This window comes from Pseudomonas sp. H1h, from assembly GCF_000633255.1.
Lineage (GTDB): Bacteria > Pseudomonadota > Gammaproteobacteria > Pseudomonadales > Pseudomonadaceae > Aquipseudomonas.
This window is the reverse complement of the sequence record NZ_AYMJ01000012.1, coordinates 146877-163900: the sequence shown is the minus strand read 5'-3', so window position 1 is coordinate 163900 and position 17024 is coordinate 146877. Positions and strand designations below refer to the sequence as shown.

Genomic DNA, 17024 nt, shown 5'->3' with positions numbered 1-17024 from the left:
GGAAGTCGAACAATGAACAGGATTTTCTCCACCCTCGGTTTTTCGCTATGGATAGCGCTGCTTTCACCGATGGTTCAGGCGGCCAGCCTGAAGGCGCTGGATGTGGCGGCGTTGCCTGGTGACCGCGTCGAGTTGAAGCTGTCGTTCGACGGCCCGCCCCCGCAGCCCAAGGGCTACACCACCGAATCACCGGCACGAATTGCGCTGGATCTGCCGGGTGTGGCCAGCCAGCTGACGAGCAAGACCCGCGACCTGGGCAGTGGCAATGCACGAAGCGCCACGGTGGTCGAGGCCAACGATCGCACGCGATTGATCATCAACCTGACGCAACTGAGCCCTTACACCTCTCGGGTCGAGGGCAACAATCTGTTCGTGGTGGTCGGGCAGGGCACCAAGCCTGCTGCATCCCGTCCGGCCGCTGTTGCGTCACGGCCAGCCGCCGCTCCGGCGAAGGCTTACGCTCCCGTCGCCAAGGCCATTCGTGGCGTCGATTTTCAGCGCGGCACGGCGGGCGAGGGCAATGTGGTCATCGATCTGTCGGACCCGACCATCGCCCCGGACATCCAGGAGCATGACGGCAAGATCATCCTCAGTTTTGCCCGCACCCAGTTGCCCGACCGGTTGCGGGTTCGTCTCGACGTCAAGGACTTCGCCACCCCGGTGCAGTTCGTCAACAGTGCCGCGACCGGTGATCGTGCGGTCATCACCGTCGAGCCCAGTGGCACTTTCGACTATTCGACCTACCAGACCGATAACAAGCTGACCGTCAGCATTCGTCCGATGACGGTCGACGATCTGCAAAAGCGCAACGCCGATCGCAACAGCTACAGCGGCGAAAAGCTCTCGCTGAATTTCCAGGACATCGATGTGCGCTCGGTGCTGCAACTGATCGCCGATTTCACCAACCTCAATCTCGTGGCCAGCGACACCGTGCAGGGCGGGATCACCTTGCGCCTGCAGAACGTGCCGTGGGATCAGGCGCTGGATCTGGCGCTGAAAACCAAAGGGCTGGACAAACGCAAGATCGGCAACGTGTTGCTGGTAGCGCCGGCCGACGAAATCGCCGCCCGCGAGCGTCAGGAACTGGAGTCGCAGAAACAGATCGCCGAACTGGCGCCGCTGCGCCGCGAACTGCTGCAAGTCAACTACGCCAAGGCGGCGGACATCGCCAAGTTGTTTCAGTCGGTGACCAGCGCCGAAGCGAAAATCGACGAACGCGGCTCGATCACGGTCGATGAGCGCACCAACAACATCATTGCCTACCAGACCCAGGACCGCCTCGACGAGCTGCGGCGGATCGTGGCGCAACTGGATATTCCGGTGCGTCAGGTGATGATCGAGGCGCGGATCGTCGAGGCCAACGTCGATTACGACAAGAGCCTGGGCGTGCGCTGGGGCGGTTCGATTCAGAACAAGGGCAACTGGAACACGTCCGGGGTCAGTAACGGCACCTCGACCACCATTGGCACACCGGGCAACACCAGCACCAACTCGCCGTTCGTCGACATGGGCACGGTCGGTAACACGTCCGGGATCGGCATCGCTTTCATCACCGACAACGTGCTGCTCGATCTTGAGCTGACCGCCATGGAGAAAACCGGTAACGGCGAAATCGTCTCCCAGCCGAAAGTGGTCACCTCCGACAAGGAGACCGCGAAGATCCTCAAGGGCACCGAGATTCCGTATCAGGAAGCCAGCTCCAGCGGCGCGACTTCGGTGTCATTCAAGGAGGCGTCGCTGTCGCTGGAAGTGACGCCGCAGATCACGCCCGACAACCGCATCATCATGGAGGTCAAGGTCACCAAGGACGAGCCGGACTACCTGAACAAGGTGCAGGATGTACCGCCGATCAAGAAGAACGAGGTCAACGCCAAAGTGCTGGTGAACGACGGCGAGACCATCGTGATCGGGGGCGTTTTCTCAAATACTCAAAGCAAGGTCGTAGATAAGGTGCCATTTCTTGGCGATGTGCCGTATCTTGGCCGCCTTTTCCGGCGTGATGTGGTTTCGGAGAAAAAATCCGAGCTGCTGGTATTTCTCACTCCGCGTATCATGAATAACCAGGCGATTGCTGTGAGTCGTTGATTCTGTGCGAAATTTGATTCTTGTAGGACCGATGGGCGCTGGAAAAAGCACCATCGGCCGGTTGCTGGCCAAAGAGCTGCGCCTGCCGTTCAAAGATTCCGACAAGGAAATTGAACTGCGCACGGGCGCCAATATCCCGTGGATCTTCGACAAGGAAGGCGAGCCCGGCTTTCGTGACCGTGAGCAGGCGATGATCGCCGAGCTGTGCGCGTTCGACGGCGTGGTGCTGGCGACCGGCGGCGGCGCGGTGATGCGCGATGCCAATCGCAAGGCCCTGCACGAAGGCGGGCGGGTGGTGTATCTGCACGCTTCCGTCGAGCAGCAGGTCGGCCGCACTGCCCGCGACCGCAACCGACCGTTGCTGCGCACCGCCAATCCCGAGAAAACCCTGCGCGACCTGCTCGCGATCCGTGATCCGCTCTATCGGGAAATCGCCGATCTGGTGGTGGAAACCGACGAACGGCCGCCGCGCATGGTGGTGCTCGACATTCTCGACCGTCTGGCACAGCTTCCACCCCGTTAAAGCGCCGCCAGAAATGCGCTATCCTCGGCGTCCTGTCGCAGCCGTCGAGGTTGTGGCGGATGGCGTGCGAGCGGCGTCACATCAGCTAAAGGTCGCGGACATCCAATAATTCAAGGCAGGACGCCTGCTTCCATCTTCACTGTGGGGACACATGCAGACACTCAAGGTCGATCTAGGCGAGCGCAGCTACCCGATTCATATTGGCGAAGGTTTGTTGGATCAGCCTGAGCTGCTGGCGCCGCATATCCACGGGCGGCAGGTGGCAATCATCTCCAACGAGACCGTTGCGCCGCTCTATCTCGAACGTCTGACCAAGAGTCTTGCGCCGTTCTCGGTGATTTCCGTGGTGCTGCCGGACGGCGAAGCCTTCAAGAACTGGGAAACCCTGCAACTGATCTTCGACGGCCTGCTGACAGCCCGTCATGACCGCCGCACCACGATCATCGCCCTTGGTGGCGGGGTCATCGGTGACATGGCCGGTTTCGCCGCCGCGTGCTATCAGCGCGGTGTCGATTTCATCCAGATTCCGACCACGCTGCTGTCCCAGGTCGATTCGTCGGTGGGCGGCAAGACCGGCATCAACCATCCGCTGGGCAAGAACATGGTCGGCGCGTTCTATCAGCCGAACGTGGTGCTGATCGATACCGCGTCCCTGAAAACCCTGCCGGAGCGTGAGCTGTCGGCCGGTCTGGCGGAGGTCATCAAGTACGGCCTGATCTGCGATGAGCCGTTCCTGACCTGGCTCGAAGACAACGTCGATGCCCTGCGTGCGCTGGACCAGAAAGCCCTGACTTACGCCATCGAGCGCTCCTGCGCAGCCAAGGCTGCGGTGGTCGGCGCCGATGAGAAGGAAACCGGCGTACGCGCCACGCTCAATCTGGGCCACACCTTCGGCCACGCCATCGAGACCCACATGGGCTATGGTGTCTGGTTGCATGGTGAGGCGGTCGCGGCTGGCACCGTGATGGCGCTGGAAATGTCCGCGCGTCTGGGCTGGATCAGCGAGCAGGAGCGTGATCGCGGCATTCGTCTTTTCCAGCGTGCCGGTCTACCGGTAATTCCGCCGGAAGAGATGACCGAAGCCGATTTTCTCGAACATATGGCAATTGATAAAAAAGTGATCGACGGTCGTCTGCGCCTGGTGCTGCTGCGCCGGATGGGCGAAGCGGTGGTGACCGCCGATTATCCGAAAGAGGTTCTACAGGCCACGCTGGGAGCGGATTACCGCGCTCTGGCTCAGCTTAAAGGTTAATAAGATTCCGATGACTAGTTTGCATGCCGACGAGGCGTTCCTCGGCCATTTCCAGTTAAGTCACGACCCTTTCGCTCCGCGGGTACCGGGCTTCAAATTCTTCCCGGCCCAGCGCAAGCCGGTGCTGGGGCAACTGCATCACCTGGCGCGTTACAGCCAGTTGCTGCTGGTGGTCACCGGTCCGCAAGGCAGCGGCAAGACCCTGCTGCGCCAGGCGCTGGTGGCCAGCACCAACAAACAATCGGTACAGAGCGTTGTGGTGTCGGCGCGCGGTGCAGGCGATGCTGCTGGCATCCTGCGTCAGGTCGCCCAGGCGCTGGACGTGGCGCAGGCCGAGGTCGGCGCGATTCTGGCGCAGGTGGTGCAACTTGCTCTCACCGGTCAGGAAGTCTATCTGCTGGTGGACGACGCCGAGCAGCTCGACGAGTCCGCCCTCGAGGCGCTGATGGCGCTGGGCGCCGGTGCACCGGAAGGTCGTCCGCACGTGTTCCTGTTCGGTGAGTCGTCGCTGATCGCTCAACTGGAGGCGCTGCACCTCGAGGAAGAACGCTTCCACGTCATCGAATTGCAGCCGTATACCGAAGAAGAGACCCGCGAATACCTCGACCAACGGCTCGAAGGTGCGGGCCGGGGTGTCGAACTTTTCACCGCGGATCAGATCTCTGATATTCACGAAAGTGCCGAGGGTTGGCCTGGCAACATCAACCAGGTCGCTCGCGATGCTCTGATCGAAGTCATGATTGCCAGCCGCTCTGCGGTGAAGCGTCCAAGTATGGGGTTCAACATGCCGAAGAAACACGTATTGGCGATTTCCGCCGTCGTTGTGGTCGCGGTCGCCGCCGCCTGGCTGATGCCGGGTCGCAACAAGGCACCAACCACCGGCGCACCTGCCAACGAACAGGCACAACTGCCATTGGGTCAGGGCGCCAAGGGTGGCGCGCCAAACGTCGAGTTCGCCGGCAATACCCAGCCAATGCCGCTGCCGCTGGTCGGCAACTCGCAGCCAGTCATGCGTGGCCCGTTGGCTGAAGCGGCCGGAGGCATCACCGAGGGCGACGATGGAGTGCCGCTGGAAGGCTCCAGCGCTACGCCGCCGACCGTCACCACCTCCGCACCGCCGGCAGGTGTTCCGGCCGGTCCGGCGCCGACCCCGGTTCCGGTGCCTGCCGCCAAGCCGACGCCAGCGCCTACCCAGATCGCTACCGCCAAACCTGCGCCGGCTCCAGTGGCAAAACCTGCTCCTGCGCCGGCCAAGCCCGCTGTAGCAGCCAAACCGGCCGAGAAGCCGGTTACCGTCGCCAAAGCCGCCGGTGGCAGCTGGTACGCCGGTCAGCCGACCAGCAACTACGTGGTGCAGATCCTTGGCACCAGCTCCGAAGCGACCGCGCAGAACTTCGTCAAGGAGCAGGGCGGTGAGTACCGTTATTTCAAGAAAGTCCTCAACGGCAAGCCTCTCTACGTGATCACCTACGGCAACTTCGCCAATCGTGATGCAGCCGTTTCTGCCATCAAGGCCTTGCCAGCGAAGGTTCAGGCTGGTAAACCTTGGCCTCGCACTGTCGCCAGCGTCCAACAGGAACTGGCAACAACTCGCTGAAGATTCGGCGGCCTTACCCAGGCCGCCTCTCCAAGCACCTCAAAATTTCTACGAGTGCGCGCTGCCTTCCAGGTCGCGTGCCTTGTGGTGTCTGCGTCACAGTAGTCTTTGAGTCGTTGCAGTCAGAATTAAAAAAGTTTTGACTAGCACAGCATATCGCTTTAAACCTTTCACAAATGCGACATAGATTTGCGACATTTCGTCGTCAAATTTGTGAGCGTCTGTGTCGCTGTGTACAATGACCACCCTTTTGCCCCCGCTAAGCCGGCGTACGTTCGGCGCGAGATGCAAGTGGTTGAATTGAAAAGAAATTTGCCTCGAAAAGAGGCAGCCTGGTGAGAAAGTGTCTATGAAAGCAGGTCTGTACCAACCAGATGAATTCAAGGATAACTGCGGTTTCGGCCTGATAGCCCACATGCAGGGCGAGCCCAGTCATACCCTATTGCAAACGGCCATTGAGGCCCTGACCTGCATGACCCACCGCGGTGGGATTAATGCCGACGGCAAGACCGGTGACGGTTGCGGTCTGCTGATTCAAAAGCCTGATGCCTTCCTGCGCGCCATTGCCCAGGAAACCTTCAGCGTCGAGCTGCCCAAGCAATATGCGGTGGGCATGGTCTTCTTCAACCAGGATCCGGCCAAGGCCGAAGCCGCTCGCGAGAACATGAACCGCGAGATCCTTGCTGAAGGCCTGCAATTGATCGGCTGGCGCAAGGTGCCAATCGACACCAGCGTCCTCGGCCGCCTGGCGCTTGAGCGCCTGCCGCAAATCGAGCAGGTGTACATCGGCGGTGAAGGCCTGAGCGATCAGGACATGGCGGTCAAGCTGTTCAGCGCCCGTCGTCGTTCGTCGGTGGCCAACGCCGCCGATACCGACCACTACATCTGCAGCTTTTCGCACAAGACCATCATCTATAAAGGCCTGATGATGCCGGCCGATCTGGCCGCGTTCTATCCGGACCTGAGTGACGAGCGCCTGCAAACCGCGATCTGCGTTTTCCACCAGCGCTTCTCCACCAACACCCTGCCGAAATGGCCGCTGGCTCAGCCATTCCGCTTCCTCGCCCACAACGGCGAGATCAACACCATCACCGGCAACCGCAACTGGGCGCAGGCCCGCCGGACCAAGTTCACCAACGATCTGATGGATCTGGAAGAACTCGGCCCGCTGGTCAACCGTGTCGGTTCCGACTCCTCGAGCATGGACAACATGCTCGAATTGATGGTCACCGGTGGCATCGACCTGTTCCGCGGTGTGCGGATGATCATTCCGCCGGCGTGGCAGAACGTCGAAACCATGGACCCGGATCTGCGTGCGTTCTACGAGTACAACTCGATGCACATGGAGCCGTGGGACGGCCCGGCCGGCGTGGTCATGACCGACGGTCGCTACGCGGTGTGCCTGCTCGACCGTAACGGTCTGCGTCCGGCGCGCTGGGTCACCACCACCAACGGTTTCATCACCCTTGCGTCGGAAATCGGCGTATGGGACTACAAACCCGAGGACGTGATTGCCAAAGGCCGCGTCGGCCCTGGCCAGATCTTCGCCGTGGACACCGAAACCGGGCAGATCCTCGACACCGATGCGATCGACAACCGCCTGAAGTCCCGTCATCCGTACAAGCAATGGCTGCGCAAGAATGCCCTGCGCATCCAGGCGACCATGGAAGACAACGACCACGGTTCGGCGTTTTACGACGTCGATCAGCTCAAGCAATACATGAAGATGTATCAGGTCACGTTCGAAGAGCGCGATCAGGTACTGCGTCCGCTCGGCGAGCAAGGCTACGAGGCCGTGGGCTCGATGGGCGACGACACGCCGATGGCCGTGTTGTCCCAGCGTGTGCGCACGCCGTACGACTACTTCCGCCAGCAGTTCGCGCAGGTCACCAACCCGCCGATCGACCCGTTGCGTGAAGCGATCGTGATGTCGCTGGAAATCTGCCTCGGTGCCGAGCGCAACATCTTCCAGGAGTCGCCGGAACATGCCTCGCGCGTGATCCTCAGCTCGCCGGTCATTTCCCCGGCCAAGTGGCGTTCGCTGATGAACCTCGACCGCCCGGGTTTCGAGCGGCAGATCATCGACCTCAACTACGAGGAAAGTGTTGGTCTGGAAGCGGCGATCCGCAACGTCGCCGATCAGGCTGAAGAGGCCGTGCGTGCCGGTCGGACCCAGATCGTCCTGAGCGACCGCCATATCGCTCCGGGCAAACTGCCGATCCACGCATCCCTGGCCACCGGTGCGGTGCACCACCGCCTGACCGAAAAAGGCCTGCGTTGCGATTCCAACATCCTCGTTGAAACCGCGACCGCCCGTGACCCTCATCACTTCGCGGTGCTGATCGGTTTCGGCGCCTCGGCGGTGTATCCGTTCCTGGCCTACGAAGTGCTGGGCGACCTGATCCGTACCGGTGAAGTGCTGGGCGACCTCTACGAGGTGTTCAAGAACTACCGCAAAGGCATCACCAAGGGTCTGCTGAAGATCCTGTCGAAGATGGGCATCTCGACCATCGCCTCGTACCGCGGTGCACAACTGTTCGAAGCGATCGGCCTGTCCGAAGAAGTCTGCGAGCTGAGCTTCCGTGGCGTGCCGAGCCGCATCAAGGGTGCGCGTTTTGTCGACATCGAAGCCGAACAGAAAGCACTGGCTAGCGAAGCCTGGAGTCCGCGCAAGCCGATCCAGCAGGGCGGTCTGCTGAAGTTCGTCCACGGTGGCGAATATCACGCCTACAACCCGGACGTGGTCAACACCCTGCAAGCCGCCGTGCAGCAGGGCGACTACGCCAAGTTCAAGGAATACACCTCGCTGGTGGACAACCGTCCGGTGTCGATGATCCGCGACCTGTTCAAGGTCAAGACTCTCGACAAGCCGTTGGACATCAGTGAAATCGAACCGCTGGAATCGGTGCTCAAGCGCTTCGACTCCGCCGGTATCTCGTTGGGCGCACTGTCGCCGGAAGCTCACGAAGCCTTGGCCGAAGCCATGAACCGCCTCGGTGCGCGTTCCAACTCCGGCGAAGGGGGTGAAGACCCGGCGCGTTACGGCACCATCAAGAGCTCGAAAATCAAGCAGGTCGCGACTGGCCGTTTCGGGGTGACCCCGGAATACCTGGTCAATGCCGAAGTGCTGCAGATCAAGGTCGCGCAAGGTGCCAAGCCGGGCGAGGGCGGGCAACTGCCAGGCGGTAAAGTCAACGGGCTGATCGCCAAGCTGCGTTATGCAGTGCCGGGCGTGACCCTGATTTCGCCACCGCCGCACCACGACATCTACTCGATCGAAGACTTGTCGCAGCTGATTTTCGATCTGAAACAAGTCAACCCGAAGGCGCTGGTTTCGGTGAAGCTGGTTGCAGAAGCAGGCGTCGGCACCATCGCCGCCGGTGTGGCCAAGGCCTATGCGGACTTGATCACCATCTCCGGCTACGACGGTGGTACCGGTGCTTCGCCGCTGACCTCGATCAAATACGCGGGTGCACCGTGGGAACTCGGCCTCGCCGAAACCCACCAGACCCTGCGCGGCAACGACCTGCGCGGCAAAGTCCGGGTGCAGACCGACGGCGGCCTGAAAACCGGCCTCGACGTGATCAAGGCAGCCATCCTCGGCGCTGAAAGCTTCGGTTTCGGTACCGCGCCAATGATCGCGCTGGGCTGCAAATACCTGCGTATCTGCCACCTGAACAACTGCGCCACTGGCGTCGCGACTCAGAACGAGAAGCTGCGCAAGGATCACTACATCGGTACCGTCGACATGGTGGTGAATTTCTTCACCTACGTCGCCGAAGAAACCCGCGAGTGGCTGGCCAAGCTCGGCGTGCGTTCCCTCGAAGAACTGATCGGTCGTACCGATCTGCTGGAAATCCTCGAAGGCCAGACCGCCAAGCAGAATCACCTGGATCTGACCCCGCTGCTGGGCAGCGATCACATCCCGGCGGACAAACCGCAATTCTGCGGTGTCGAGCGCAACCCGCCGTTCGACCAGGGCCTGCTGGCCGAGAAAATGGTCGACATGGCGACCTCGGCGATCAACGACCTCAGTGGCGCCGAGTTCGACCTGGACATCTGCAACTGCGACCGCTCGATCGGCGCACGGATCTCCGGCGAAATCGCACGCAAGCACGGCAACCAGGGTATGGCGAAAGCGCCGATCACCTTCCGCTTCAAAGGCACTGCCGGTCAGAGCTTCGGCGTGTGGAACGCCGGCGGTCTGAACATGTACCTGGAAGGCGACGCCAACGACTACGTCGGCAAGGGCATGACCGGTGGCAAGCTGACCATCGTGCCGCCGAAAGGCAGCGTTTATAAGACTCAGGAAAGCGCCATCATCGGCAACACCTGCCTGTATGGCGCGACGGGCGGCAAGCTGTTCGCCGCCGGCACCGCAGGTGAGCGTTTCGCCGTGCGTAACTCCGGTGCCCACACGGTGGTGGAAGGCACTGGCGATCACTGCTGCGAGTACATGACCGGTGGTTTCGTCTGCGTTCTGGGCAAGACCGGTTACAACTTCGGCTCTGGCATGACCGGTGGTTTTGCCTACGTGCTCGATCAGGACAACACCTTCGTTGACCGGGTCAACCACGAACTGGTGGAAATCCAGCGGATCAGCGGCGAGGCGATGGAAGCCTATCGCAGCCACCTGCAAAACGTGCTGAACGAGTACGTCGCGGAAACCGACAGCGAGTGGGGGCGTGAACTCGCCGAAAACCTCGATGACTATCTGCGCCGTTTCTGGCTGGTCAAGCCCAAGGCTGCCAACCTGAAATCGTTGCTTTCCAGCACTCGTGCCAACCCGCAGTGATATGCGCCTGAAGAGTTTGATGAGGTTTTAACAATGGCTGAACGTCTGAATAACGACTTCCAGTTCATCGATGTCGGGCGCAAGGATCCGAAGAAGAAACTGTTGCGTCAACGCAAGAAAGAGTTCGTCGAAATCTACGAACCGTTCAAACCCCAGCAGTCGGCCGATCAGGCCCACCGCTGCCTGGGTTGCGGCAACCCGTATTGCGAATGGAAGTGCCCGGTGCACAACTTCATTCCCAACTGGCTGAAGCTGGTGGCCGAGGGCAACATCCTCCAGGCCGCCGAGCTGTCGCACCAGACCAACACCCTGCCGGAAGTCTGCGGCCGGGTGTGCCCGCAGGATCGTCTGTGCGAGGGTGCCTGCACCCTTAACGACGGCTTCGGCGCGGTGACCATCGGTTCGGTCGAGAAGTACATCACCGACACCGCGTTCGCCATGGGCTGGCGCCCGGACATGTCCAAGGTCAAACCGACTGGCAAGCGTGTCGCGATCATCGGCGCAGGCCCGGCGGGCCTCGGTTGTGCCGATGTGCTGGTGCGTGGCGGCGTGACCCCGGTGGTGTTCGACAAGAACCCGGAAATCGGCGGTCTGCTGACCTTCGGCATTCCCGAGTTCAAGCTGGAAAAGACCGTGCTGAGCAATCGTCGCGAAGTCTTCACCGGCATGGGCATCGAGTTCCGTCTCAATACCGAAGTCGGCAAAGACGTGACCATGGAGCAACTGCTTGCCGAATACGATGCCGTGTTCATGGGCATGGGCACTTACACCTACATGAAGGGCGGTTTTGCCGGTGAGGACTTGCCGGGCGTTTATGACGCGCTGGACTTCCTGATCGCCAACGTCAATCGCAACCTGGGCTTTGAAAAGTCGCCGGAAGATTTCGTCGACATGAAAGGCAAAAAGGTTGTGGTACTCGGCGGCGGCGACACGGCGATGGACTGCAACCGCACCTCGATTCGCCAGGGCGCCAAGTCGGTGACCTGCGCTTATCGTCGTGACGAAGCGAACATGCCCGGCTCGCGCAAAGAGGTGAAGAACGCCAAGGAAGAAGGCGTGAAATTCCTCTACAACCGCCAGCCGATCGCGATCGTCGGTGAAGACAAGGTCGAAGGCGTGAAGGTGGTCGAGACTCGTCTCGGCGAACCGGACGCCCGTGGCCGTCGCAGCCCCGAGCCGATCCCGGGTTCCGAAGAGATCATCCCGGCCGATGCCGTGGTTATCGCGTTCGGTTTCCGTCCGAGCCCGGCGCCGTGGTTCGAACAGTTCGAGATCCAGACCGACAGCCAGGGCCGTGTCGTGGCGCCTGAGCAAGGTCAGTACAAGCACCAGACCAGCAACCCGAAAATCTTCGCCGGTGGTGACATGGTGCGCGGTTCCGACCTGGTGGTGACGGCGATCTTCGAAGGCCGCAATGCGGCTGAAGGGATCCTCGATTACCTGGGGGTCTGATCACTTTCCGGCCTTGGAATGCGATAAAACTGTGGGAGCGGGCTTGCTCGCGAATGCTTTGTATCAGTCACCTGATGTATTGACTGACACACTGCTTTCGCGAGCAAGCCCGCTCCCACATTGGTTTCCGGGTGTTGCTGAAATCCGCGTGTTCATTGCGATAAATTGACCCGATAGACAAAAGGCTGACCTGTATCCGTGCCTTTTGCCTCGCGCTCTGAGAAAATGCCCGCACTTTTTTTCCGGATGCCGACATGACTGCCCTGAAGAACGACCGTTTCCTTCGCGCCCTGCTCAAGCAACCCGTTGACGTCACCCCGGTGTGGATGATGCGCCAGGCCGGCCGCTACTTGCCGGAATACCGCGCCAGCCGTGCCCACGCCGGTGATTTCATGAGCCTGTGCATGAATCCGGAGTTCGCCTGCGAAGTCACGTTGCAACCGCTCGACCGCTATCCGCAACTGGACGCGGCGATCCTGTTTTCCGACATCCTCACCATTCCCGATGCCATGGGCCAGGGCCTGTACTTCGAGACCGGTGAAGGTCCGCGCTTCAAGAAAGTCGTCAGCACTCTGGCGGATATCGAAGCCCTGCCGATCCCTGATCCGCACAAGGATCTGGGTTACGTGATGGACGCGGTCAGCACCATCCGCCGCGAGCTGAACGGTCGTGTGCCGCTGATCGGTTTCTCCGGCAGCCCATGGACCTTGGCGACGTACATGGTCGAAGGCGGTTCGTCGAAAGACTTCCGCAAGACCAAGGCGATGCTCTACGACAACCCGCAAGCCATGCACCTGCTGCTGGACAAGTTGGCGCAGTCGGTGACCTCGTACCTCAACGGCCAGATCATGGCTGGCGCACAAGCGGTGCAGATTTTCGATACCTGGGGCGGCAACCTGTCGGCGGCGGCGTATCAGGAATTCTCGCTGGCCTACATGAAGAAAATCGTCAGCGGCCTGATCCGCGAGCACGACGGGCGCAAGGTGCCGGTGATCCTGTTCACCAAAAACGGCGGCCTGTGGCTGGAAAGCATCGCCGACGCTGGTGCCGATGCACTGGGCCTGGACTGGACCTGCGACATCGGCAATGCCCGCGCCCGCGTTGGCGACAAGGTGGCGCTGCAAGGCAACATGGACCCGACCGTGCTCTACGCCAAACCTGAAGCGATCCGCACTGAAGTGGGTCGCATTCTGGCCAGCTATGGCAAGGGCAGCGGCCACGTGTTCAACCTTGGCCACGGCATCACCCCTGAGGTTGATCCGGAACACGCCGGCGCGTTCCTGCGTGCGGTGCACGAGTTGTCGGCGCAGTATCACGAGTGATCGCCACACAATGAAAAACGCCCGGCTATGCCGGGCGTTTTTGTTTGCACGATCCAGGGCCGAAAACAGATCAACTGTGGGAGGGGGCTTGCTCCCGAAGGCGGTGGTTCAGCACCATCTTCATTGACTGTCTCACCGCATTCGGGAGCAAGCCCCCTCCCACAGGGGATTTTTGTCAGGCTTTGACTCCGCCGAGCGGCGGTAACTTCGCCAGTTTCAATGCCACCAGCAGCGCCACCAGCAACAGCGCTCCAATGAACAGGCCAATCCCGTTCCAGCCGCCCAGATGCCAGAACACTCCACCCGCCGTACCGGCAATACTGGAACCTGCGTAATAGCTGAACAGATACAACGATGAGGCCTGCCCCTTGGCCTTGGTCGCGCGACGGCCGATCCAGCTGCTCGCTACCGAATGTGCACCAAAGAAGCCGAAGGTGAAGATCAGCATGCCGACGATCACCAGCAGCAGCGGCGTAAACATCGTCAGCGCAAGGCCGGCAAACATCAGTGCAATGGTCGCCCACAACACCTTGCGTCGCCCCAGTTTGTCCGCCAGCGAACCGATCTTCGCCGAACTGTAGATACCCGACAGGTACACCACCGACAGCAGGCCGACAAACACCTGATCAAGGTTGTACGGCGCCGCCAGCAGGCGATAACCGATGTAGTTGAACAAGGTGACGAACGCGCCCATCAGCACGAACGCCTCAAGAAACAGCAGCGGCAGACCGGCATCGCGAAAGTGCATGGTGAAGCCATCGAGCAGGCTGCGCGGGTGCAGCGAGCGCGAGCGGAAATTGCGCGACTCGGGAAGGATCTTCCAGAACACCGCTGCCGCGATCAGCGCCAGACCGCCGATCACCAGCATCGCCGTGTGCCAGCTGACAAAGTCGATCAGCACGCCGGTGATCAAGCGCCCGCTCATCCCGCCAATGGCGTTGCCGCCGATGTACAGGCCCATCGCCAGACCGATGTGCTGCGGGTGGATCTCCTCGCTCAAATAAGTCATTGCCACCGCCGCCAGGCCACTCAATGACAGCCCGATCAACGCGCGCATGATCAGCACACCGTGCCAGCTCGGCATCATCGAACTGGCGATGGTGCACAGGGCGGCGGCGAACAGTGCCGCGACCATCACCGGTTTGCGCCCGATGCGGTCGGATATCGGCCCGGTGATCAACAGCCCGAAGGCCAGCATGCCGGTTGCCACGGAGAGGATCAGGCTGCTCTGCGCCGCGTTGATCCCGTATTCGTGAGACAGCAGCGGCATCATCGGCTGCACGCAGTACAACAGGGCAAAGGTCGCGAAGCCGCCGCTGAACAAAGCCAGCACTGTGCGCATGAACATCGGCGTGCCTTTTTCGATGTAGATCTCTTGCAGCTCGGCGATCACATCGTCCGCAGCAGCAGGCGGGACTTCATGGGCAAGGGGCGCGACAGCTGTTTTCACTTCAGACCTCGGGGGGCACGGCCAGGCAGGCAATGAAAAAATCATATAGCTGGCTAATGTTTCTATCCAATATATTGTTCGACCTGTTTGATAGCTTTAACGACCTAATGGGGTGTCCATGGAATTGCGTCACTTGCGCTACTTCATCGCCGTCGCCGAAGAGCTGCATTTCGGCCGCGCCGCACAGGTGCTGGGCATCTCCCAGCCACCGCTGAGCCAACAGATTCAGGCGCTGGAGCAAGAGGTCGGCGCACGGTTGTTTGAACGGACCAATCGTCGGGTCGAACTGAGCGAGGCTGGCCGATTGTTTCTGGAAGAGGCGCGGCTGGTGCTGGCACAGGTCGACAAAGCTGCAGATGTCGCCCGGCGTGCGCAACTGGGTGAGCTGGGCGAATTGAAGATTGGCTTCACCTCGTCGGCGCCATTCAACTCGACCATTCCCCAGGCGATCTTTGCCTTTCGCCAGCGTTTCCCGGCGGTGCACCTGAACCTGCGCGAAATGAGCAGCACCATGGTGGCGGATGCACTGGTGGATGAGTCGATCGAAGTCGGCATCATGCGTCCGCTGGGCTTGCCGGATTCGCTCAGCGTGGTCGAGTTGATGCGCGAGCCGCTGGTCGCGGTGCTCAGTGCCAAGCATCCGCTGGCGCAGGGCTCGGAGGAGGGCCTGTTCCTTGCGGCGCTGGCCCACGAGCCATTTGTGTTCTTCCCGCGCAGCTACGGCAGCGGTTTGTATGCGCAATTGCTGAGCCTGGCGCGTGATGCCGGGTTCAGCCCGCACTTTGCCCAGGAGGCTGGGGAGGCGATGACCATCATCGGTCTGGTGGCGGCGGGTTTGGGTGTTTCGGTGATGCCGGCCTCGTATCAGCGGATGCGCATCGACGGCGTGGTCTATCGGCCGTTGCTGGATCCCGAAGCGGTGACGGCGGTGTGGCTGGTGCAGCGCAAGGATCAGAAATCGCCGATGGCCAAGGCGTTTGTCGAGTTGCTCACGCGCAAGGTCGAACCCTCAAAGGCGTGACTGCTGCGCAGTCAAATCGCGAGCAGGCTCGCTCCCACAGGGGAACGTATTTCAGGGTGGGAGCGAGCCTGCTCGCGAAGACGTCAGCTCAATCACCACGGCCCTCAGGGCAACCGCACCAAATCCCCCTTCAACGCCACCCGCGTGACAAATATCCCCGCCCGGCACTCATAGGTATTCAAATCCTTGCGCACATGCTGGTCGTAATAGCTGACGATATTGACCACCGCATTCGCTCCGACCCGTTTGGCATCGGCCTGCAACTTGATCAGGTTCGACTGCAACACCCACTCGCAGGAATCGTGGTCGCTCTTGTTGAAGCCGTTGGTGCTCAGATCGCTGACCACGTCCCGGCGCAACAAGCGCTGCGTGCCCTGCGGCCCATTGCCGACCAGATAGAACTTCACACTGCCATCCAGCCGACCGGCGCGAATCGCGTCCGAGAGTACGGTCTCGAACGGCATGTACATCAGATTGGTGGCGTGGCTGGCGCTGGGCAAAAGCCCAAGGAGTGTGGCGGCAATCATGGCTTTCACGTGCATGGTCATCTCCTTGACGGTGAAAGAGAACCGCGAGTGCTCGAGCGATGGGGCTCGCCGTTCTGACAGGCGTAGCGTGAAGGGCTGTATGAGCCAGTGTAGTGCCGAATAAAAAAAGGGCGCCAAATGGCGCCCTTTTTATGGCTGCAGGATGCAGGTCAAGCCGTTCAGTCGACGTGAGCGAGGTCACCTCGCAACGCTACGCTCGACACCACCAGCCCGGCACGGCACTGAAACTTTTCGGTGTCTTTGTACAGGTCGCGCTGGTCGACGCTGGCGATATTGATCACGGCGTTGGCGTCGGCTTTTTTCGCGGCGTTCTGCAGGGTCGCGAGGGCCGATTGCAGCGCCCAGTAACAGGCGTCGGCGTCGGATTTGTTCGAGCCGTTGGTCTTGCGGCTGCTGCTCACGGTGTCGAGTGTGCGCACCTGTTTGGGCAGGGTTTCGCCGGCCAGGTAGAACTTCACGCTGCCGTCCAGCAGGCCGGCGTCGGTGGCGCGTTTGACGCCTTCGCGAAAGCTCAGGTAGGTCGGCTCGTCGGCGCCTTGCTTGACGATGCCCAGGTCGTTGACGAACTCGATATCCGGGTTGATCGACAGTTCCTTGAGCACGTTGTCACGCAGGCGGTTGACCCAGCGGTTGTAGTTGCCGTGGATCTTGCCGTCCTTGGCGTCCAGGCCATAGCTGCTGCGGTAGTCGATTTCGAACGAGGTCGGGCTGAACGGGATGTCGACTTCGGCGTGGTGGCGACCGCGTACGGTGATCGCGGCCTTGATCATGCCCGGGCGTACCGATTGCACGACCCACTGGCGGTCGTTGAGCGCGGTAACGATGGCGCGGCTCATCTGTTGCTGGGTGAAGCCTAAGTTGGGCGAGAACTGTTCCTTGGCGTTGTACACCGGTTTGCTGGTGCAACCGCCGAGCACAAAGGCCAGGGCCAACAGGGCGGCGATGCGGTGAAACTGAGTCATTCCCTTCACTCCAAACG

At 61.0% G+C, this 17024-nt stretch carries 11 protein-coding genes; 8 read left to right on the top strand and 3 right to left on the bottom strand.

The annotated features are described in order from the left end of the window. The first annotated feature begins 12 nt into the window (after window positions 1-12). The 7 genes from pilQ to hemE all read left to right on the top strand — a co-directional run bounded on the left by pilQ (window position 13) and on the right by hemE (window position 13026). Entirely contained in the window at window positions 13-2085 is a 2073-nt protein-coding gene (gene pilQ, locus U862_RS0109915; protein WP_025110262.1) for a type IV pilus secretin PilQ, read from the top strand. A gap of 4 nt (window positions 2086-2089) precedes the next feature. Then, entirely contained in the window at window positions 2090-2608 is a 519-nt protein-coding gene (gene aroK, locus U862_RS0109910) for a shikimate kinase AroK (protein WP_025110261.1), read from the top strand. 151 nt (window positions 2609-2759) lie between these two features. Beyond that, on the top strand, window positions 2760-3860 hold the full coding sequence (gene aroB / locus U862_RS0109905) for a 3-dehydroquinate synthase (protein ID WP_025110260.1): 1101 nt from the start codon (window positions 2760-2762) through the stop codon (window positions 3858-3860). A 10-nt stretch (window positions 3861-3870) separates the two neighbouring features. After that, window positions 3871-5457 (top strand): AAA family ATPase, encoded by a 1587-nt coding sequence (locus U862_RS0109900; RefSeq protein WP_025110259.1) that lies wholly within the window; start codon window positions 3871-3873, stop codon window positions 5455-5457. 349 nt (window positions 5458-5806) lie between these two features. Beyond that, on the top strand, window positions 5807-10252 hold the full coding sequence (gltB, locus tag U862_RS0109895) for a glutamate synthase large subunit (RefSeq protein ID WP_025110258.1): 4446 nt from the start codon (window positions 5807-5809) through the stop codon (window positions 10250-10252). Window positions 10253-10285: 33 nt separating this feature from the next. After that, window positions 10286-11704 carry an FAD-dependent oxidoreductase gene (locus U862_RS0109890; RefSeq protein WP_007909438.1) on the top strand — a complete coding sequence of 473 codons (1419 nt, stop codon included), beginning with the start codon at window positions 10286-10288 and terminating at the stop codon, window positions 11702-11704. Between the two features lie 254 nt (window positions 11705-11958). Next, entirely contained in the window at window positions 11959-13026 is a 1068-nt protein-coding gene (gene hemE / locus U862_RS0109885; RefSeq protein ID WP_025110257.1) for a uroporphyrinogen decarboxylase, read from the top strand. A 175-nt stretch (window positions 13027-13201) separates the two neighbouring features. Here the strand turns inward: hemE and U862_RS0109880 are convergent, their stop codons facing one another. Then, window positions 13202-14476, bottom strand: a complete 1275-nt coding sequence (locus U862_RS0109880; RefSeq protein WP_025110256.1) for an MFS transporter — start codon at window positions 14474-14476, stop codon at window positions 13202-13204. Window positions 14477-14594: 118 nt separating this feature from the next. Here U862_RS0109880 and U862_RS0109875 point away from each other — a divergent pair, with 118 nt between their 5' ends. After that, window positions 14595-15497 (top strand): LysR family transcriptional regulator, encoded by a 903-nt coding sequence (locus U862_RS0109875; protein WP_025110255.1) that lies wholly within the window; start codon window positions 14595-14597, stop codon window positions 15495-15497. A gap of 104 nt (window positions 15498-15601) precedes the next feature. On the opposite strand, the gene U862_RS0109870 is transcribed toward U862_RS0109875, so the two are convergent. Both U862_RS0109870 and U862_RS0109865 read right to left on the bottom strand, forming a co-directional pair. Further along, window positions 15602-16039, bottom strand: coding sequence for a hypothetical protein (locus U862_RS0109870; protein WP_025110254.1), 438 nt, complete (start codon window positions 16037-16039; stop codon window positions 15602-15604). Between the two features lie 164 nt (window positions 16040-16203). After that, a complete protein-coding gene (locus U862_RS0109865; RefSeq protein ID WP_025110253.1) occupies window positions 16204-17007 on the bottom strand; it encodes a hypothetical protein in 804 nt (267 codons plus the stop codon). Window positions 17008-17024: the final 17 nt, after the last annotated feature.